Consider the following 19,014-nt stretch of genomic DNA (forward strand, 5'->3'; position numbering starts at 1 on the left):
CAACATGAGCACCAGCACCGCGGCCGCGCCGCCCACCATCCTGTGCGTGGATGATGAACCGAATATCCTGTCGGCGCTGCGGCGCCTGTTCCGCCCGCACGGCTACCGCGTGCTGACGGCCGAGAGCGGCGCGGCCGGCCTGGCCCTGCTGGAAGCCGAGGCGGTGGACCTGGTCATTTCCGACATGCGCATGCCGCACATGGATGGCGCGCAGTTCCTGGCCCAGGTGCGCCAGCGCTGGCCCGCCACCATGCGTTTGCTGCTGACAGGCTACGCGGACATCCAGTCCATCCTCGACGCCATCAACGAGGGCGAGATCTACCGCTACGTGACCAAGCCGTGGGACGAGAACGATATCGTGCTGGTGGTGCGCCATGCGCTGGAACGGCGCGCGCTGGAGCAGGAAAAGCGGCGCCTGGAAGCGCTGACGGCCAGCCAGAACGTGCAGCTGCAGGCGCTCAACGCCAGCCTGGAAGCGAAGGTGGCCACGCGCACGCAGCAGCTGAAACAGTCGCACGACGAGGTGCAGGCGGCCAACGAGCGCCTGAAGGCCACGTTCGTGACGACGATCAAAGTATTTTCCAACCTGATCGAAATGCGTGGCGGCAAGCTGGCCGGCCATGCGCGGCGGGTGGCGGAGCTGGCGCGCAAGCTGGCGCAGGCGCTGGGCCTGGAAGCGCAGGAGGCGCGCGACGTGTTCATCGCGGCCCTGCTCAAGGATATCGGCAAGCTCAGCCTGAGCGACGAGCTGCTGGAACTGCCCGCCAGCGCCTGGACGGGCGAACAGCTGGCCGCCTTCCGCAAGCATCCGCTGCGCGCCGAGCAGTTGCTGATGGCGCTCGACGAGCTGCGCGCCGTCTCCGTGATCCTGCGCTCGCAGCTGGAGCGCTTCGACGGCGGCGGCTTTCCCGACGGCCTCGTGGGCCTGGCCATTCCGCTGGGGGCGCGCATCCTGGCGCTGGCGTCCGACTACGACGGCTTGCAGATCGGCGCCATGGTGCAGCGCAGCCTGCGCGCCGAGGAAGCCCGCACCTTGATCTACGACAGCGTCGGCAAGCGCTACGACCCGGCCGTGGTGACCGCCTTCCGCAGCATCATGGACGAGACGGAGCCGCCGCCGCGCGACCTGACCGTGCTGTCGGGCCAGCTGGAGCCGGGCATGGTGCTGTCGCGCGACCTGATCAGCCGCGACGGCCTCATGCTGCTGGCGGCCGAGCACGTGCTGACGGCCCGCGTGATTGCCCAGCTGCTCGACTTCGAGGGCAAGAATGGCGGGCGCCTCGGCATCCGCGTGTATGCGCCCGTGAAGGAAGCCTAGGGCGCTGCCTGGGCCGCCGGCGGCGCCACGGGCAGGTGCACGGTAAAGCGCGTGCCGCGTCCCACTTCCGAGGCCACCTCGATGCGCCCGCCATGCTTGCTGATGATGCCGTACGACAGCGACAGGCCCAGGCCCGTGCCGCTGCCCACGGCCTTGGTGGTGAAGAAGGGCTCGAAGATGCGGTGCAGGTGCTCGGGCGCGATGCCGGCGCCCGTGTCGCCGATTTCCACCCACACCCAGCCGTCCGCGTGGCCCGTGCGGATGCTGATCACGCCGTCGCCGCTGATGGCCTGGCCCGCGTTGACGAGCAGGTTCATGAACACCTGGTTCAGCTGCGAGGCCAGGCACAGTATCGGCGGCAGTTCGCCATACTGCTTCTCGATGCGCGCCTTGTATTTTAATTCGTTGGCGACGATGTTCAGGGTGCTGTCCAGGCCCGCGTGCAGGCTGGCGATCTGCCAGTCCGTCTCGCCCACGTGCGAGAAATCCTTCAGCGCCTGGACGATGTCGCGCACGCGCTTGAGGCCATCCATCGATTCGTTGACGAGGTCGACCATGTCGGCCTGCAGGTAGGCCAGGTCGGCCCGTTCGCGCACGCTGGCCACGCGCGCGGCCAGGGCGGCCGCGTCGGCTGGCTGGCGCATCGCCGCCTCGTACTGGCCGATCACGTCGAACAGGGTGGCCACGTAGGCTTGCAGCGAACTCATGTTGGAGTTGACGAAGCCGATCGGGTTATTGATTTCATGCGCGATGCCGGCCGCCAGCTGGCCGATGGACGCCATCTTTTCCGATTGCAGCAGCTGGTCGTGCGCTTCCTGCAGCTTGCTGATCAGTAGTTGCTGCTCTTCGCCGCGCGCCTGCAGCATCGCTTCCATGCGCTTGCGCTCCGTGATGTCCGTCAGCGAGCCGATCACTTCGAACGGCACGCCGTGCTCGTCGCGCACGAGGCGCAGGCTGTCGTGCATCCACAGGTAGCTGCCGTCGCGCACGCGGAAGCGGTATTCATAGGCGCGCGCGCCTTCGACGAAGATCTGCGCCAGGCTGGAAAAGATGCCGGGCGCGTCGTCGGGGTGGATGTGGTCGAACCAGAAGTTGGGGTCGGCCACCATCTCGTCGGGATGGTAGCCCAGCACGTTCAAGGCATTGTTGCTGACGAACGTCATCTTGAAGTCGCCGCTGGGCACGGTGCAATAGATGATGGAAGGGGTGTTGTCGAGCAGGTACTGCAGGCGCCCGGCCGAGGCCGCCGGCGTGCCGCCGTCCGCCACCCTGGCATCGGAAGAAAAGAAGTCGAAGTCCTCGAATTGCATCGTCACACCTCGCTGCCTGCGCGGCCTTGCTGTAGGCCTGTCGCGATTATGCCTGAAGCGGGGGCGGCTGGCACGCCGCGCGCCGGCTCAGGAGGTGAGCGGCTTGCCGCTCCTGTCCACGATATCCATGCGCCGCCGCAGGCGTTCGGCTTCCTGCGCATCGCCCGCCTGTTCCGCGCGCAGGCGCTGCACGCCCAGCCAGGCCAGCAGGGGACGGCGCCAGCCCTGGTCCGAGGCCGTCGCCACGGCCGTTTCCAGCAGGGCGGGAGTGGCGCGGCCCGAGCGCAGCAGCACGCCGGCCGCCACCAGTTGCGACAGCGGGTCGGTGATGGCGGCCACGGCGCCCGCTGCCGCCGTGTCCTGCGTCGCCGCCGCCGCTGCCCGCTGCGCCTCGGGCAGCAGGGCGATGTCGGCCGCCTGCGCCTTGCCGGCCAGGTAGGCCGCATACGCGCGGTCGGGCGCATCGGCGTCGGCGCGCAGCGCTTCAAAGCCCGGGCAGTCGTCGAAGGCCAGGCTGGCCACGCGTGCGGCGCAGCGCAGCAGCTCGACCCTGGCGATCAGGGCGAGCTTGCCGGTGGCGCCCACCTGCTCGCGCGCGCGCTGGAATTCCGTCTGTTCCACCAGGGTGTTGCCGCCCAGGTAGGCGGCCTGGAAGCGCTCGATCGAGCCTTGCGCATTCATCTTCCAGTCCGGCACGGGCGGGCCACTGGCGCAGGCGGCGAGGGCCGCCAAGGCCAGGGCGGACAGGGCGAGATTGATTTTTCTCATGGCAGCTTGATCTCCGGGTTGCGCTTGAATGGCCACTTGCGGTTGATGTCATTGACCAGCTGCTCGACCTTGCGCAGGTTGCTTTCCACGTCGGCGCGCAGCGGACCCAGGTCCGCCGTCGCCGCTTTGGCGTTGGCGCCCACGGCCTGTGCCTCGACCAGCACGGCATCGACCTTTTTCAGGCTGGCGCGCGTGTCGGCCAGCAGGGCGTTCAGCTGCACGATGGTGGCTTGCGCATCCGTCATGACGCCTTGCTCGCCGAACACGCGCCGGTCCGCGTTGCCCACCAGGGCATCCGTGCGGCGCGCCAGCTGGTCGGCCGTGGCCAGCAGGGCGTTGGCCCGCTCGACGAGCAGGCGCGACTGCTTGTCGTCGCCCGTCAGCAAGCCCATGGCGCCGCCCGGGCCGCTGAGCTTGCCAGTGACGGCCTGCACGTTGCGCATGGTGGTGTCGAGCGCGGAATCGGTGCCCGTCAGGCTGCCCAGGTTGTTCAGCAAGTCCTTCGCGGCCGACAGCAGGCGCGGGATTTCCGCCGCCATGTCGCCTACCAGCAGGTCGCGCGTGGCGTCGTCGGGCAGGGGCGGGTCCGTCAGGATGCCGCTGTAGGCGCGCAGCTTGGCGCCGCCCACGATGCCCCGTTCCAGGGTGAAGATGGAGCTGGTGCGCAGCCAGTGCGCATCCTTGCGCGGCACGTCGACGATGACGCGGGCCTTGCCGTCTGGCGCCAGCTCGATGCGCTGCACGCGGCCGATGGGAAAGCCGGAGAAGGTCAGGTCGGCGCCCACGCCCACGCCGTCCGAATCGTCCGTCGTCAGCACCAGCGTCTGCGTGGCTTCGAAGGCGCCGCGCGCGTACATCAGGTAGACGACGGAGCCGACCACCAGCACGAACATGAAGACGAGCAGGATGGCCGCCTTCAGTTCGGCGTGGCGCACGGGCGGCGGCGCGGGCAGGACAGTTTCTTGCGTGAGACCGGCGGGCGCCGTGACGTCGACCTGGTCGGGAGTGGGTGGCTGGGGCTGGCTCATGGCTTCGGGCTCTCGTATGGGTGGATCGTGGATCGCTGGCGGTGGCGGGCGCGGGGCATCAGTAGTAATTGCCCATCAGCGAGGCCACTTCGATCAGCAGGATGACGGAAAACAGGCGCAGCATCTCGGACAGGCCGTGCGCGGCCCACAGGCGGTTGCGCCGGCTGTGCGGGTCTTCCGGGTAGTACGAGGAGGCCAGCGGGATCAGGGCCACGGCAAAGCTGAAGAAGATGACCTTGAGCATCAGGATCAGGGCCACGGCGGGATTGAAGATCTGTCCCACCACGCGCGTGTAGCCCTGCAGCGCCCACGGGGTAAAACCGTAGATGGTGAGGTAGGCGAGCACCAGCGAGGTGACGCAGCTGACGATGGCCAGCATCCACACGGCGAAGATGCCGGACATGACGCGCGGAAAGTATTCGCGGCGCAGCAGGTCGACGCCCTGGCGCTGCATGGTGTCGAGCACGCCGGAAGAGCGCATTTGCGCAAACGCAATGCCGTCGGGCAAGGTCAGGCGCAGGGCGACGAAGAGGGCAGCCGTCAGCGGTATGAGTTCCAGCACCAGCACGCGCACCACCATTTCCAGTGCATAGCGCGACAGGCCGTAGCTTTGCGCGCTGACGACGACGATGCGGATGAGCACCAGGCTGACGAGGGCGCAGGCGACGCTGAACCAGACGAGGTTGGGCGCCGTGTTCGTCACCAGCCGGTGCGCCAGGATGGGGCGGTTGGCGCGGTTATAGCTCGACGGCGACAGGGCCAGCGAAAACACCAGGATGGCGAAATGCAGCAGCCGCCACCAGCTGCCCAGCCAGGCCATGGTGGCCCGGTGCAGGCGGCGCAGGCTGATGATGAGGGAGACGGAAAGGGTCATCATGGCATCTTAACATCAGCCCGCCCGCCGGGCACGTCAGGCGTGCGCGCCTGAGCCGGCCTACTTATTCGAACAGGGCGAAGCCGGCCATGACGACCATCAGCACGGCGATGTATTGCATCGGGATCCAGAACAGGGTGTGGCGCTTGCGCAGGATCACTCTTTCCTGCGTGGCCGGGTCGATCAGTTCGCGTCCTGGCGCGCTGTTCAGGCGCACGCCCGCATACCAGCTGGCCGCTGCTGCCAGCAGGAAAGCCAGCGCCAGGGGCCAGGCGTGGCTTTTCGTATATGCCTCGCCCAGGGTGGCGCCAAACAGCGCCTGTGCGGCCATGACAACGATCAAACAGATGAGGGGGGCGAGTATGCCGAAGCCTTGCCAGATAAGCATAAGAATTCTCCAGGGGATTGAGGGATCCCGCGGCGGGTGGCGGCGGCTGCGCGCGGCGGGGTTGCGGATTTTATCAGACTTATCAAAAAGAAAGTTTCTTTTCGGCACTATTGTGCGCGGCCTGTCAGGCGGCGCTGGCGGTGCCCACGCTGGCGATGATGGCGTCGGCCGCCGCGCGCACCCTGGCCGAGCGGTTCAGGTCGGCATGCATGACCAGCCACACGTCGTAGCTTTCCGCCCGCTCGGGCCAGATGCGCACGAGCTGCGGGTCGATGTCGCCCAGGTGGGTGGCCAGCTCGGCCACGCCCAGGCCCGCCCGCGTGGCTTCCTGCAGCATCATGGCCGAGTTCACTTCCATGGCCACCCTGGCGTTGGCGACGGGTTCGCCGGCGATTTTCTCCCCATGGCGCGGCGTCACGGACTGGTGGTAGATGACGATGTCGTGCCCGGCCAGGGCCGTGCCGCGCACGGGTTCGCCCCGCTCGGCCAGGTAGCTTTTTGAGGCATACAGGCCCAGGCTGCGCTTGACGAGGTGGCGCGAGATGAGGTCCGGGTCGGTGGGGCGCACGCCGCGCACGGCCAGGTCCGCTTCGCGCCGCGTCAGGCTGGCCAGCGCGGGCGCCACGTTGAGCACGATGCGGATGTCCGGATGGGCCGCATGCAGCCGCTGCATGGCGCGGATGACGAAATGGCTGGCCATGGTGTCCGTGGTGGCCACGCGCACCAGGCCGCTTAAACGGTTGTCGACGCCCTGCATCTCGCGCTGCAGCTTGTCGGCCGCCCGCTCCATGGCTTCGGCGGCGCTCAAGGCCAGTTCGCCGGCCGGCGTGGGCACGTAGCCGGACGGCGTGCGCAGGAACAGGGTGGCGCCCAGCGTGCTTTCCAGCGCGGCCAGGCGGCGCCCGCACGTGGCCTGGTCGATGCACAGCAGGGCGGCCGCGCCGCGCAGGGTGCCGGCGCGGCCGATGGCGAGAAAGATGCGCGCGTTATCCCAGTCCATGCTCCTGTCCTCTTTTTGTTGATGCATTTTTGCATCGGTGTGCCGATTTTATGCCTGTTTACTGCATTCCTCAAGCTTCCTACAATGGCTGCCCCCGCTGCCTTTGCAAGGAAACCATCATGTCTGTCACTCCCGCGCGCCGCACCAACGGCCTGATCCTGCTGACCCTGGCGTTCGGCTTCGTCATGGCCATGCTCGACGTCACGGCCGTCAACGTGGCGCTGTCCGATATCGCGCTGGACCTGGCCATCCCCCTCACCGGACTCGTGTGGGTGGTCGATGGCTATACCCTGACGTTTGCCGCGTTGCTGCTGGCCGGCGGCGCGCTGGCCGACCGCTACGGGCCGAAAACCGTGTACCAGGGCGGCCTGGGCGTTTTCCTGCTCGGCTCGGTGTTGTGCGGCGCCGCGCCCGATGGGCATTTCCTCACGGCCGCGCGCCTGCTGCAAGGGGCGGGAGCGGCGCTGTTCATGCCCAGTTCGCTCAGTCTGCTCACGCACAGCTTTGACGACGAGCGCGAGCGCACGCGCATGCTCGGTGCCTGGTCGGCGCTGGTGGGCGTGGCGGGCGCGTCCGGTCCTTTGATTGGCGGCATCCTCGTGCACCAGTTCGGATGGCGCAGCGTCTTCTGGGTGAATGTGCCGCTGGGCCTGCTGGCCATCGTCATGGCGCAGCTGCTGCTGGCGGCGCCGGCGCGCCAGCCGCGCGATCTGTCGCTGTTCAGCCATGCGCTCGGCGTGGCGGCGCTGGCGGGCCTCAGTTTCGTGCTCATCGAAGGGCCCGTGCTGGGCTGGCTGTCGCCGGGCGTGCTGGCGGCGGGGACGCTGGCGGTGGCGTCGGCCTTGCTGTTGCTGCGGCGCGAGCGCCGCGGCAGCCATCCGCTGCTGCCGCGCGCGCTGTTTCACAGCAGCAGCTTCGGCGCGGCCAATGGCGTGGGTTTTTTGATCAATTTCTGCGTCTTCGGCCAGCTGTTTTTACTCAGCCTGTTTTTGCAGCAGTCGGGCGGCGCCGATGCCCTGCAGTCGGGCTTGCGCCTGCTGCCCATGATGGCGGCCTATACGGTGGGGAATTTTATGGCGGGAAGTATTGCGGCGCGTCATGGCACGCGCCGGCCCATGCTGGCCGGCTTGCTGGTGGGCGCCGGCATGGCCTTGCTGCTGATGGCCTTGCGTCCCGCCACGCCCTACCTCTTGCTGGCGCTGGGCACGGCCGTCATGAACGTGGCCATCGGCATCGCCATTCCCGCCATGACGGCCACCGTGATGCGGGTGGCCGGCAAGCAGCATGCGAACAGCGCGGCGGCGGCCCTGAATGCGAACCGGCAAATCGGCGCGCTGGTGGGCGTGGCCCTGATGGGCAGCATCCTGCACATGGTGCAAGACTGGTCGCTGCGCCTGCCGCTGGCATACGCGACGATCGCCGCCGCGTATGCCCTGGCTGCCAGCCTCGTCTACCGCCACGTGCGTATGCCGACGGCGGCGGCGGCCTGACGGATTATTGCTGGTGCTTGCTGCGCCATTCGACCAGTTCCTCGATGGTCAAAATGGGCATGCCGTGCAGTTCGGCGAAGCGCTCGATATCGTCGCCGCGCATCATGGTGCCGTCCGGATTCATCAGCTCGCACAGCACGGCGGCCGGATTCAGGCCCGCCAGGCGCGACAGGTCGACGGAGCCTTCCGTGTGGCCACGGCGCTCGAGCACGCCGCCGGGCGCGGCGCGCAGGGGGAAGACGTGGCCGGGACGCACCAGGTCCGCGGGCTTGGCATTCGGCGCGATGGCGGCGCGGATGGTGGTGACCCTGTCGGCGGCCGACACGCCCGTCGTGACGCCCTCGCGCGCCTCGATGGAGACGGTAAACGGCGTGCCATAGCGGCTGCCGTTGTCGGACGACATGGGCGGCAATTCCAGCTTGCTGACGACGTCCGTCGGCAGGCACAGGCAGACGATGCCGCTGCATTCGCGGATCAGGAGGGCCATGGTTTCGTTGGTGAGTTTTTCCGCCGACAGGATCAGGTCGGCTTCGTTTTCACGGTCGAAATCGTCGAGCAGGATGACGGGCACGCCGGCGCGCATGGCGGCCAGGGCGGACTGGATGCGACCTTCCAGGTCGCTGGAAAGCAGGGTATAGCTGTTGACTAACATGGTGAAACGCTCCTCGCATAGGCGAAAAACGCTGCAGGGCAAGCGAATAGACGCAACTGGCCGCATCGCCATGGCGATGGGACATCACACTACTGCACATCTTCTTTCATCCGGACTATACCGTCGGCCCCGGAATTACACCGGATCTGCTGACCTCGCCAGGCGGTGCCCGGAAAGCGCTCGCGGGCTTGACCGTTGCCGGTCTTACCGCCGGTGGGGAATCGCACCCCGCCCCGAAGACGTTGTTGTGCCGGTCACATGACCGGCGGCAATACTGTAGCACAGATGAAAAAAACGGGCAGGGCAGGGATGCGTTTGTTATTCGGCAAAGTTGCCTGGGAAAGGCAGTTTTCCCTAAGCTATTTTTAATGGCGGAAACAGGATTTCAGTGTAAGGTATGCTTACTGAATCTTACCGTTGAGAATACATGAAGCTGAGTAAATTACGCCTGATCTCGGGCGCCGTCCTGCTGGCCTGCGCCTGCATGGCCCAGGCGGAAATCCGTTTGAGCGATCCCCTGCCTGTGGCACCGGAAGTGACTGTTGGAAAACTGCCGAATGGCTTGACCTATTACATCAAGAAAAATGCCCGTCCCGCGCAGAAAGTGGAGCTGCGCCTGGTGGTGAAGGCTGGCTCCATCCTCGAAGATGACGACCAGCAAGGCCTGGCGCATTTCACGGAACACATGGCGTTCAATGGTTCCACGCATTTCAAGCGCAATGAACTCATTTCCTATCTGCAATCGATCGGCGTGAAGTTCGGCGCCGACCTGAACGCCTACACGAGCTTCGATGAAACCGTGTATGTCTTGCCGATTCCGACGAACAGGAAGGGCAACCTGGAAAAGGGTTTCCTCGTGCTGGAAGACTGGGCGCACGGCTTGAAATTCAATCCGGCCGACATCAACAGCGAGCGCGGCATCGTGCTGGAAGAGGCGCGCCTGGGCAAGGGCGCCAGCGACCGCATGAACAAGGTGCTGTATCCGAAGCTGTTGAACGGTTCGCGCTACGCGCAGCGCATGCCGATCGGCAAGGAATCCATCCTGAAGACCTTCCAGCCGGAAGCCATCAAGCGTTTCTACAAGGATTGGTACCGTCCCGACCTGATGGCCGTGATGGTGGTGGGCGACGTGGAGCCGAAGCAGGCCGAAAAGCTGATCCAGCAGCATTTCGGCAAGCTGAAAAACCCCGCCAAACCGCGTCCCCGCCTGTATGCGGAAGTGCCGCAGCGTTCGCAGACGGAAGCGCTGGTAATCACGGACAAGGAAGCGCCGGACGATACCGTCTTCATCCGTTACCCCATCCGTCCGGCGCAGGAGCCCGTCACCATTGCCGACTACCGCCGCCAGATGATCGAAAACCTGTACGGCCAGATGCTCAGCGCGCGCATGCAGGAATTGTCGCAGCAGGCCAACCCGCCGTTCATCCAGGGCGGCAGCAGCATGGGCAAGCTGGTGCGCGGCTATGAATCGTTCAGCGCGTATGCCTTGCTGGGCAAGGGCGGCGTGCAGCCGGCCGTCGATGCGCTGGTGCAGGAAGACGAGCGGGCGCGTCGCTTCGGTTTCAGCCAGGATGAGCTGGACCGCGCGCGCAAGAACATGCTGCGCAACTACGAGCGCGCGTACAGCGAGCGCGACAAGTCCGATTCGGCCGGTTTCGTCGCCGAATATTCGCGCAACTTCCTCGAGCAGGAAGCCATCCCCGGCATCGCCAACGAGCTGCTGTATGCGCAGGAACTCTTGCCACAGGTAACTTTGCAGGAAATCAACGAGACGGTGGCCAAGGTCATTCCCGACCAGCAAAAGAAACTCGTCGTCTTCATGGGCGCCGAAGCGAAGGCGGACGATGCCGCCTCGACGGTGCCGACGCAGCAGCAATTGCTCGATGCCGTGGCGCAAGCGGAGCGGCAGAAGGTCGAGCCGCGCACGGAAAAAGTGCTCGCCAGCAAGCTGATGGACGGCCCGCCGGCCGGTGGCAGCATCGTCGCGGAAAAGCGCAACAGCGCCATCGGCGTGACGGAGCTGACCCTGGGCAATGGCGTGCGCGTGCTGCTCAAACCGACGGATTTCAAGAATGACCAGGTGCTGATGGGATCGACCCGCTTTGGCGGCCAGTCGCTGTTTGGCGACGCGGACATCTATAACGCCCGTTATGCCAGCGCCATCGTCGGCAGCATGGGCCTGAAAGACCTGGCGCCGCTGGACTTGCAAAAAGTCATGGCCGGCAAGACGGTCAACGTGGGCGCCTCGCTGGGCGAACTGAGCGAAGGCTTCGGCGGCTCCTCGAGCAGCGCCGACGTGGAAGCCATGCTGCAGCTGGTGTATCTGTATTTCCACGACGTGCGCAAGGATGCGGGCCTGTACCAGTCCTTCATCGGCAAGCAGCAGGACCTGGCGAAAAACAGCATGGCCCAGCCGGAAGCCGTGTTCTACGACGCTATCCAGCACGCCACGTTTGGCGACAATCCCCGCGTCGACGGCGTGCCCCGCGTGGCCGACTTCGACAAGGTGGGCCTGGACCGCTCGCTGGACATCTTCCGCCAGCGCTTTTCCAGCGCGCGCGACATGACCTTCATCTTCACGGGCAGTTTCGATCTCGACAAGATCAAGCCCCTGATCGCCAGCTACCTGGGCACCTTGCCGGTGGCCGACGTGGCGCACGCCTACCGCGACGTGGGCATGCGCCCCGTGAGCGGGGTCGTCAAGAAGGACATCTACATGGGCAGCGAGCCGAAAAGCACGATTTCCATCACCTTCAATGGCGACGCGGCGTACTCGGACGAGCAGAAGCTGACCCTGCAGGCGCTGGGCGAGGTGCTGAACCTGAAAGTCATCGAAGTGCTGCGCGAGAAGATGAGCATGATCTACGGCGGCGGCTTCGAGACGGCCATGGGCCAGCACCCGTACGGCCATTACTCCGTGGCCCTGACCCTGCCGACGGGCCCGGAAAACGTGGACAAGGTGATCGCCGCCGCGTTTGCCGAAATCAACAAGATGAAGACGGACGGGCCGTCGGCGGCCGACCTGGAAAAGGTCAAGCTGAACTGGATCACGCGCCAGCAGAAATCCTTGCGGGAAAACAATTACTGGATGAGCCAGCTGATGGGTTCCGTGACACAGGGACGCGACCCCGCGCAAATCCTGCGCTTCGAGCAGCGCGTGCGGGCCATCACGCCGCAAGCCGTCCGGCAGGCGGCGCAGCGCTACCTGAACATGGACAATTATGTGCAGGTGGTGCTGTATCCGGAACGTAAAAATGTTGCGGTAAAGTAATCCTTGTCGTGGGCACGCGGGGCGGCAGCGCGGCGAAGCTGTTAAACTGCCGCCTATTGAGGTGATATCGCCAATTAACAAGCAAGGAATGCACGATGGCCAAGAAAGAAGAACTGGATCCGGAAACCCTGGAATTGATCAACTGGTGCATCGAGGTCGAAGGCTTCCTCGTGGCCGGCGGCGCCACCGTGGCGCAGGCGCAGGAGCATATCGAAGAGCAGGTCGAGTGGTTTACCGACCAGTTCTATGACGGCTTGACGCCGGAAGAGGCGGCCAAGGAAGCCTTGGCCTGACCGGCCACAGAGATTTATCAACAACAACGCGGGCGGTGCCTGCCGGGCATCAGCCCGGTAGCGCCGCCCGTTTTGCTTTTCTGAAAAGATTTCTATCGGGCAACTTATTCTCCCTAGACTCCAGGCATCCATGACTCTCCGTTCGCGCATACTCTTATTGTGTTTCAGCACCTTGCTGGGCATCGTCCTCATCGCTTCCTTTTCCCTGTATTCCCTGCGCCAGACCATGATGGCCGAGCGCGTCGAGCAATTGACGGTGCTCGTCGAGCTGGCCAACGCTTCGGTGGAAAAGGCGTATGCGCTGGAACAGTCGGGCAAGCTCACGCGTGAGCAGGCCCAGCAGCAAGCCAGGCTGGCCATCGGCAGCTTCGTCAAGGACGAGATGTATTATTTCGTGCGCGATTTCAGCACGGACCTGCTGTATGTGCACCCGAACGCGTCGCGCATCGGCGTGCCGCAAAAGAACATGAAGCAGTCGGGCGACCGCTACCGCGCGGCCCTGGCCAACAGCCGCATCGGCCTCGTGCAGGCGGACGGCACGCGGCCCGGCGTGGCCGAGCCCGTGGCAAAGATGTATGCGGTGGTGAAATTTGCGCCGTGGGACTGGCTCATCGGCACGGGCACCTACATCGATGACATCAACCACAAGTTCTGGGCCCAGGCGGGCGTGCTGCTGGCCATCGGCGCGGCGCTGATGCTGGTGGTGGGCGGCCTGGCGGCCCTGATGCTGCGCCGCATCCTGGGCCAGCTGGGCGGCGAACCCGATTATGCGGCCGCCATCGTCGCGCAGATCGCCCAGGGCGACCTGACCACGCACATCGACACGCGCCCCGGCGACACGTCCAGCCTGCTGATGGCAATCAAGGCCATGCGCGACAACCTGGCGCACCTGGTGAGCCAGGTGCGCACCGATGCGGAAGCCATCTCCACGGCATCGGGCGAGATCGCCTCCGGCAACCACGACCTGTCGGCACGCACGGAACAGCAGGCGGGCTCGCTGGAAGAGACGGCCTCGACGATGGAAGAAATGACCTCGACCGTGCGCCAGAATGCGGACAATGCGCGCCAGGCCAACCAGCTGGCCATTTCCGCTTCGCAAGTGGCGAGTCAGGCGGGCGGCGTGGTGGGCCAGGTGGTCGAGACCATGGGCGCCATCAATGCCTCGTCGCAAAAGATCGGCGACATCATCGCCGTCATCGACGGCATCGCCTTCCAGACGAATATTTTGGCCCTGAACGCGGCCGTGGAAGCGGCGCGCGCGGGCGAGCAGGGCCGTGGCTTCGCCGTCGTGGCGACGGAAGTGCGCAACCTGGCGCAACGCTCGGCCGCCGCCGCGAAAGAGATCAAGCAATTGATCGACAGTTCCGCCGAACAGGTGGGCGCGGGCGAAAAACTCGTCGCGCTGGCGGGCGAGACGATGGAAAAAGTCGTTTCCAGCGTGCAGCACGTGACCGATATCGTGGCCGAGATTTCCTCTGCCAGCGCCGAGCAGAGCGCCGGCATCGAGCAGATCAACCAGGCCATCGTCGAGATGGACAACATGACGCAGCAAAACTCGGCCCTCGTCGAGCAGGCATCGGCGGCGGCGCAGGCCATGAACGAGCAGGCGGCGGGCCTGGCGCAGATCGTCAGCGTGTTCAAGGTGGGCGCGGCGCTGCAGCGCGTGGCCCCGGTACCGCGCCGGCTGGGCCGCTAGGCACTTTTTTCTTGAGCGCAAGGGAACTTGGCGCTTGAGCGTCTGTCAAACCCTTCTTGGTCCTTCGCGGACGTAGAGAAGAGGTGAGCATGACAGACGGTTTTTCCTATCACGCGGCGTTCGCCCGCAACCTGGGCTGGGTCACGCAGGCGGAGCAGGAGAGCTTGCGCGGCAAGCGCGTGGCCATCGCCGGCATGGGGGGCGTGGGCGGCGTGCATTTGCTGACCCTGGCGCGGCTGGGCATCGGCGCCTTCCACATCGCCGACTTCGACACCTTCGATATCGCCAACTTCAACCGCCAGGCGGGCGCCATGGTATCCACCCTGGGCCAGCCCAAGGTGGCCGTGCTGGCGCAGATGGCGATGGACATCAATCCGGAACTGGAGATTAAACAATTTCCCGATGGCATACATGACAGCAACCTGGCCGAATTCTTCGACGGCGTGGACCTGTACGTGGATGGCCTCGATTTCTTCGCCTTCCCCGCGCGCCAGGCCACGTTCGCCCGCTGCGCGCGCCTGGGCATCCCCGCCATCACGGCCGCGCCGCTGGGCATGGGCACTGCCGTGCTCAACTTCCTGCCGGGCGGCATGACGTTCGAGGAGTACTTCGGCTGGGGCGACTTGCCGGAGGAAGAAAAAGCCCTGCGCTTCCTCGTCGGGCTGGCGCCGGCCGGCCTGCACGGCCCCTACCTGGTGGACCCGTCCGCCATCAACCTGAAGGAGCGGCGCGGGCCGTCGACCATCATGGGCTGCCAGCTGTGCGCGGGCGCTGCCGCCACGGAAGCGTTGAAGATCTTGTTGAAACGCGGCAAGGTGCTGGCGGCGCCGCACGGCCAGCATTTCGATGCCTACCGCAACAAGCTCGTGCATACCTGGCGTCCCGGCGGCAACCGCCACCCGCTGCAGCGCCTGGCGATGGCCATCATCAAGCGGCGCCGCGCGGCGCAGGGGGCATAAATGGCGCCAGCACTGCAGATCGATCCCGTCCTGGAAAACATCCTCGACCAGGCGCGCTGGGCGCCCAGCGGCGACAACACGCAGCCGTGGCGTTTCGAAGTCGTCGACGGGCGTCACGTCGTCGTGCATGGCTTCGATACGCGCAGCCATTGCGTGTACGACCTGGACGGCCATCCCAGCCAGCTGTCGCTGGGCGCCTTGCTGGAAAGCATGGCGCTGGCGGCCAGCTGTCACGGTTTGCGCATGCAGGCGCGCCGGCGCGCGGGCATGCCCGAGACCTTGCCCACCTTCGACGTGCATTTTGTCGACAGCCCCGGCCTGGCGCCCGACCCGCTGGCGGCCTTCCTGCCCCGGCGCAGCGTGCAGCGACGCCGGCTCAGCACGCGCCAGCTGCGCGCCAGCGAAAAGGCGGCGCTGGCGGCCAGCCTGCCGCCGGGCTACCAGGTGCAATGGTTCGAGGGCTGGCGCGCGCGCCTGGCCTGCGCGCGCCTGATGTTCGACAATGCCCGCCTGCGCCTGACCATGCCCGAGGCGCACAAGGTGCACCGCGACGTCATCGAGTGGGGCGCGCGCTACAGCGCCGACCGCATCCCGGACCAGGCACTGGGCGTGGACCCCATGACGGCGCGGCTGATGCGCTGGGTCATGCAAAGCTGGCGCCGCGTGGACTTCTTCAATACCTGGCTGGCCGGCACCGTCGCGCCGCGCCTGCAGATGGATTTGCTGCCAGGTATTTACTGCGGCGCGCATTTCCTGCTGCTGGCCGAGGCGCCGCCCCGCCACACGGACGACTACGTGGCGGCCGGCAGGGCCATGCAGCGCTTCTGGCTGACGGCCACGCAGCTGGGTCTGCAACTGCAGCCGGAACTGACGCCGCTGATCTTTTCCCGCTACGTGCGCGAACGGCGGGCCTTTTCCCGCACGGATGGCATGCAGGAACTGGCGCAGGACCTGGCCGCGCAATGCCAGGCCGTGCTGGGGACGGCGGCGGCCGGGCGGGCCGTGTTCCTCGGACGCATCGGCGCCGGGCCGGCGGCCAGTGCGCGCTCGCTGCGCCGTCCGCTGCAGGACTTGCTGGTGGCGCCGGCCGAGGCAAAGCCGCCGGCGTGAACGGCGTGCGCCGGGGCGCTGCCGCAGCGCAAAAAGCCGCCGGGGATGCCGGCGGCTTTTCAGCGGGATGATGCGCATGTCAGGACTTGCGCTGTCCCTCTTGCTGGCGGCGCGCCGTCATGCCCAGGCCAAACAGGCCGATACCCAGCAGGGCGATCGTGCCTGGCTCGGGTACTGTCCCCTGGAATAATTCCAGGCCGCCCCCATCGGCCATGGCGACGAAACTGTCGGTCAGGCTGCCGCCGACGAAGCTGTTCGTATTCCCGCTGAGAGATTCCAGGGGGAAAAACGGATTGGGGTTGACGAAGAATAATTGTCCTTGCGGCGTCAGCGTCGCGTTAAGCAAGGCCTTGAAGTCGCCCTGGGCCAGGCCGTCGAAAATGTGCGCCTCGCCCACATCGAGGGTGTAGGTCACGATCGCATAGTCGTCCGCGGAGATGCCGCCCACGTTCACGGGCGAGCCTGCGACATTGCTGAGCGACAGCGTCGTGTCCTGGTTGGGATCGATGTACAAGGTCATGGTCAGGGTCTGGAAGGTGGCGTGGATGCCGGCAGCCAAGGCGTCCGCCTGGCCGGTGATGGTGAACAGGCCATACATGCCGTAGCCATTGAGGGCGTTCAGCTGCGATGGAATGCTGCCGTTGGCGGGGGTGCCGAACGCGGCCTTGCTCACAAAGCCCGTTTCCGTGAAGGGATCGTTGCCGCCGCCGAGGCCGCCCACGATGGTCTGTTCGATGCGCGCGTGATATTCAAAGCTGATGCGGTCGGCCACCACCAGGTTGGGGGCGGCGCCGGGAACGGAACCTTCATTGACGGTAAACAAAGGGCCGGCGGATGCGGGCGCGCTGATCAGCGCGGCGCCGATGACGGCCGCGGAGAGGGCGAGACGCAGGAATGAGGACAGCGGTTTCATGGCATTTCCTTCAGCGTGAGGGTTGATCGGACCAGGTCACTGTGGCGTCTGCCTCAGATAACCTCATACGCCCTTCAAGCAGAATGCGTACCATCTCATCTTTCTATTGATATTCAAGGACTTACAAAAACGGGGCAGCCGTTTTGCGCGCGCGTGTAAAGAAAGCCGACGTTTCGCGCCGCCTTCAGCGAAGCCTGTCCACTGCGGCCGGGCAGGCCAGGGCCGCTGCGGCGCGCGTTTGGCACGGGACGGCTTGCCGGCAGGGCGCCGCTTGCGGGCGCCAGCCTTTCCCGCCCTGGGCTACAGTTGCAGGCAAAGGAGGTCACACCATGCAGCCATCATCCCGTCACGCCCCGCTGCGTGCGCACAGCACGCCCGAACCGGATATCCCGCCGCCGCCCGAAGGCGATCCGCTGGTGCCGCCAGCGGAAAAGCCGCCCCGCACGGAACCCGTGCCTGTCGAGGAACCGACGCCACCGCCGCCACCCGTCAAGATGGGCTGAACGCGAGGCACCGTGCCGCCGCCACGCGCTGTTTATTTCTAGCCGGAAATGGATTGCGCGGGCGGCCGGATGGCCACGCCATTTAAACAACAAAAATGCCAATAAACGTTGCCGAGTGGATACAAATCAAGGCTGAACTGCTGTGTGTCATGCGGCCGTCACGATTCTGTTCTTATAATGAGACATCCTAAAAATTCTTGTACAGGAGACCATCATGGGCAATTCCTTGCATAACAAAATTTACCTGGGCCGTCGCCCTGTGATCACCAGCAAGAACATGGTGGCACTGGCGCTGGCAGGCGCCGTGGCCGGTTGCGGCTTGGCCTGGCTGCTGCTGCGCAGCTACAAATAAGCGCTATCCTGGCGTCTTTTCAGTGCGCCGTCTGCGGGGCGGGCGGCGGCTGAATCACGTTGCCTGTTGCCGATGCGCAGCGGGGCGCGTACCATGGGGGCCGAACACCTGGCCTTTTATGGAAAAGTAATGAAGAACGAGAAATTAACAACCGATGAATATGACGCGCTGGAGCAAGTTGCATGCGGCATCAAGACCGAGCGCCCCAGCGCTTGCGTTGCCCGCAATGCCAAGCGCCTGTCCGGCCTGAAGCTGCTCAGCTATGCACGCGATGGTCGCCTGTCCATCACCGAGAAAGCCCAGCAGATGCTGTTCCTGCGCCGCTGCATCATGGGCTTGCGCGCCGTGGCTGCCGATCCGCTGACCAAGCTGGATACGGACGTGGCCTACTTCCTGGGCAAGAAAGCCCATATCGTGGCGCGCGCCGAGGGCGAGGGCCACGACATTTCCGACAAGGGCCGCGACTCGCTGGCCGACATCGACACGCTGGGCCTGTAAGGCTCGCCAACCGGCCCCTGGGGCCGGTTTTCATATCCCCCATGCATTTATAAACCATCCCCTTTGGAGAACACTTTGGACAGTGCGATGAACTGGTCGGCCCACGAACTGACGATGACGGTCCTGATGACGCCCGATATGGCCAACTTTTCCGGCAACGTGCACGGCGGCACCATCCTGAAATACCTCGACAGCGTCGCCTATGCCTGCGCCAGCCGCTATTCGGGCAGCTATGTGGTGACCCTGTCCGTGGACCAGGTGATGTTTTTGCAGCCCATCCACGTGGGCGAACTGGTGACCTTCCTCGCCTCGATCAATTACACGGGCACGACGTCGATGGAAGTGGGTATCCGCGTGGTGACGGAAAACATCCAGCAGCGCCTGGTGCGCCACGCCAACAGCTGCTACTTCACGATGGTGGCGGTGGATGCCAACCGCAAGCCGGTGGCCGTGCCGCCGCTGGTGCTCGAGACGCCGGAACAGCAGCAGCGCTTCGAGCAGGCCAAGCTGCGCAAGCTGTCGCGCCAGAAGGTGTCGAAGAAGTAAATGTGTCGGACATGAAAAAACGGCCGCCAGATCGCTCTGGTGGCC

General features: G+C 65.5%; 19 protein-coding genes and 1 riboswitch. Of the genes, 11 read left to right on the forward strand and 8 right to left on the reverse strand.

Annotation, left to right across the window (positions count from 1 at the left end):
- The first annotated feature begins 4 nt into the window (after positions 1 to 4).
- Positions 5 to 1,318: a response regulator c-di-GMP phosphodiesterase, NosR family gene (gene nosR / locus AC07VL_RS07120; RefSeq protein ID WP_494805218.1), complete on the forward strand. Its 1,314-nt coding sequence runs from the start codon at positions 5 to 7 to the stop codon at positions 1,316 to 1,318.
- Here nosR and AC07VL_RS07125 read toward each other — a convergent pair.
- From AC07VL_RS07125 to AC07VL_RS07150, 6 genes are all read right to left on the reverse strand, one after another.
- Entirely contained in the window at positions 1,315 to 2,628 is a 1,314-nt protein-coding gene (locus AC07VL_RS07125) for an ATP-binding protein (protein WP_494805219.1), read from the reverse strand. The genes nosR and AC07VL_RS07125 overlap by 4 nt on opposite strands.
- Before the next feature lie 87 nt (positions 2,629 to 2,715).
- Positions 2,716 to 3,396: a hypothetical protein gene (locus AC07VL_RS07130; RefSeq protein WP_494805220.1), complete on the reverse strand. Its 681-nt coding sequence runs from the start codon at positions 3,394 to 3,396 to the stop codon at positions 2,716 to 2,718.
- Entirely contained in the window at positions 3,393 to 4,424 is a 1,032-nt protein-coding gene (locus AC07VL_RS07135) for an MlaD family protein (RefSeq protein ID WP_494805221.1), read from the reverse strand. Before AC07VL_RS07135 ends, AC07VL_RS07130 begins: the two co-directional genes overlap by 4 nt.
- 58 nt (positions 4,425 to 4,482) lie before the next feature.
- Positions 4,483 to 5,298, reverse strand: a complete 816-nt coding sequence (locus AC07VL_RS07140; RefSeq protein ID WP_494805353.1) for an MlaE family ABC transporter permease — start codon at positions 5,296 to 5,298, stop codon at positions 4,483 to 4,485.
- A 64-nt stretch (positions 5,299 to 5,362) separates the two neighbouring features.
- Positions 5,363 to 5,686 carry a hypothetical protein gene (locus AC07VL_RS07145; RefSeq protein WP_230540550.1) on the reverse strand — a complete coding sequence of 108 codons (324 nt, stop codon included), beginning with the start codon at positions 5,684 to 5,686 and terminating at the stop codon, positions 5,363 to 5,365.
- A 124-nt stretch (positions 5,687 to 5,810) separates the two neighbouring features.
- On the reverse strand, positions 5,811 to 6,686 hold the full coding sequence (locus tag AC07VL_RS07150; protein ID WP_494805222.1) for a LysR family transcriptional regulator: 876 nt from the start codon (positions 6,684 to 6,686) through the stop codon (positions 5,811 to 5,813).
- A gap of 119 nt (positions 6,687 to 6,805) precedes the next feature.
- Here AC07VL_RS07150 and AC07VL_RS07155 point away from each other — a divergent pair, with 119 nt between their 5' ends.
- Entirely contained in the window at positions 6,806 to 8,176 is a 1,371-nt protein-coding gene (locus AC07VL_RS07155; RefSeq protein ID WP_494805223.1) for an MFS transporter, read from the forward strand.
- Between the two features lie 4 nt (positions 8,177 to 8,180).
- Here AC07VL_RS07155 and ribB read toward each other — a convergent pair whose 3' ends face one another.
- Positions 8,181 to 8,828 carry a 3,4-dihydroxy-2-butanone-4-phosphate synthase gene (gene ribB / locus AC07VL_RS07160; RefSeq protein WP_494805224.1) on the reverse strand — a complete coding sequence of 216 codons (648 nt, stop codon included), beginning with the start codon at positions 8,826 to 8,828 and terminating at the stop codon, positions 8,181 to 8,183.
- Positions 8,829 to 8,922: 94 nt separating this feature from the next.
- Positions 8,923 to 9,073, reverse strand: a riboswitch (FMN riboswitch).
- 182 nt (positions 9,074 to 9,255) lie between these two features.
- Between ribB and AC07VL_RS07165 the strand changes: the two genes are divergently transcribed.
- The 5 genes from AC07VL_RS07165 to AC07VL_RS07185 all read left to right on the forward strand — a co-directional run bounded on the left by AC07VL_RS07165 (position 9,256) and on the right by AC07VL_RS07185 (position 16,157).
- Complete coding sequence (locus AC07VL_RS07165; protein ID WP_494805225.1) at positions 9,256 to 12,099, forward strand: M16 family metallopeptidase; 2,844 nt, start codon at positions 9,256 to 9,258, stop codon at positions 12,097 to 12,099.
- A gap of 95 nt (positions 12,100 to 12,194) precedes the next feature.
- On the forward strand, positions 12,195 to 12,392 hold the full coding sequence (locus AC07VL_RS07170; protein WP_152259580.1) for a hypothetical protein: 198 nt from the start codon (positions 12,195 to 12,197) through the stop codon (positions 12,390 to 12,392).
- Positions 12,393 to 12,522: 130 nt separating this feature from the next.
- On the forward strand, positions 12,523 to 14,088 hold the full coding sequence (locus AC07VL_RS07175; protein ID WP_494805226.1) for a methyl-accepting chemotaxis protein: 1,566 nt from the start codon (positions 12,523 to 12,525) through the stop codon (positions 14,086 to 14,088).
- 89 nt (positions 14,089 to 14,177) lie between these two features.
- The gene (locus AC07VL_RS07180; RefSeq protein ID WP_494805227.1) at positions 14,178 to 15,047 is read left to right on the forward strand and encodes a ThiF family adenylyltransferase; all 870 of its coding nucleotides are present in this window, start codon (positions 14,178 to 14,180) and stop codon (positions 15,045 to 15,047) included.
- Positions 15,048 to 16,157: a nitroreductase family protein gene (locus AC07VL_RS07185; protein ID WP_494805228.1), complete on the forward strand. Its 1,110-nt coding sequence runs from the start codon at positions 15,048 to 15,050 to the stop codon at positions 16,155 to 16,157.
- A 79-nt stretch (positions 16,158 to 16,236) separates the two neighbouring features.
- Here AC07VL_RS07185 and pepA read toward each other — a convergent pair whose 3' ends face one another.
- Complete coding sequence (gene pepA, locus AC07VL_RS07190) at positions 16,237 to 17,070, reverse strand: flocculation-associated PEP-CTERM protein PepA (RefSeq protein WP_494805229.1); 834 nt, start codon at positions 17,068 to 17,070, stop codon at positions 16,237 to 16,239.
- Between the two features lie 329 nt (positions 17,071 to 17,399).
- Between pepA and AC07VL_RS07195 the strand changes: the two genes are divergently transcribed.
- The 4 genes from AC07VL_RS07195 to AC07VL_RS07210 all read left to right on the forward strand — a co-directional run bounded on the left by AC07VL_RS07195 (position 17,400) and on the right by AC07VL_RS07210 (position 18,969).
- The gene (locus AC07VL_RS07195) at positions 17,400 to 17,573 is read left to right on the forward strand and encodes a hypothetical protein (protein WP_494805230.1); all 174 of its coding nucleotides are present in this window, start codon (positions 17,400 to 17,402) and stop codon (positions 17,571 to 17,573) included.
- A gap of 214 nt (positions 17,574 to 17,787) precedes the next feature.
- Entirely contained in the window at positions 17,788 to 17,925 is a 138-nt protein-coding gene (locus AC07VL_RS07200) for a hypothetical protein (RefSeq protein WP_290604265.1), read from the forward strand.
- 129 nt (positions 17,926 to 18,054) lie between these two features.
- On the forward strand, positions 18,055 to 18,423 hold the full coding sequence (locus AC07VL_RS07205) for a hypothetical protein (protein WP_494805231.1): 369 nt from the start codon (positions 18,055 to 18,057) through the stop codon (positions 18,421 to 18,423).
- Between the two features lie 87 nt (positions 18,424 to 18,510).
- Positions 18,511 to 18,969 (forward strand): acyl-CoA thioesterase, encoded by a 459-nt coding sequence (locus tag AC07VL_RS07210; protein ID WP_076567113.1) that lies wholly within the window; start codon positions 18,511 to 18,513, stop codon positions 18,967 to 18,969.
- The last annotated feature ends 45 nt before the right edge of the window (positions 18,970 to 19,014 follow it).

The sequence above is a fragment of the Janthinobacterium sp. GW821-FHT03C08 genome (assembly GCF_059420905.1).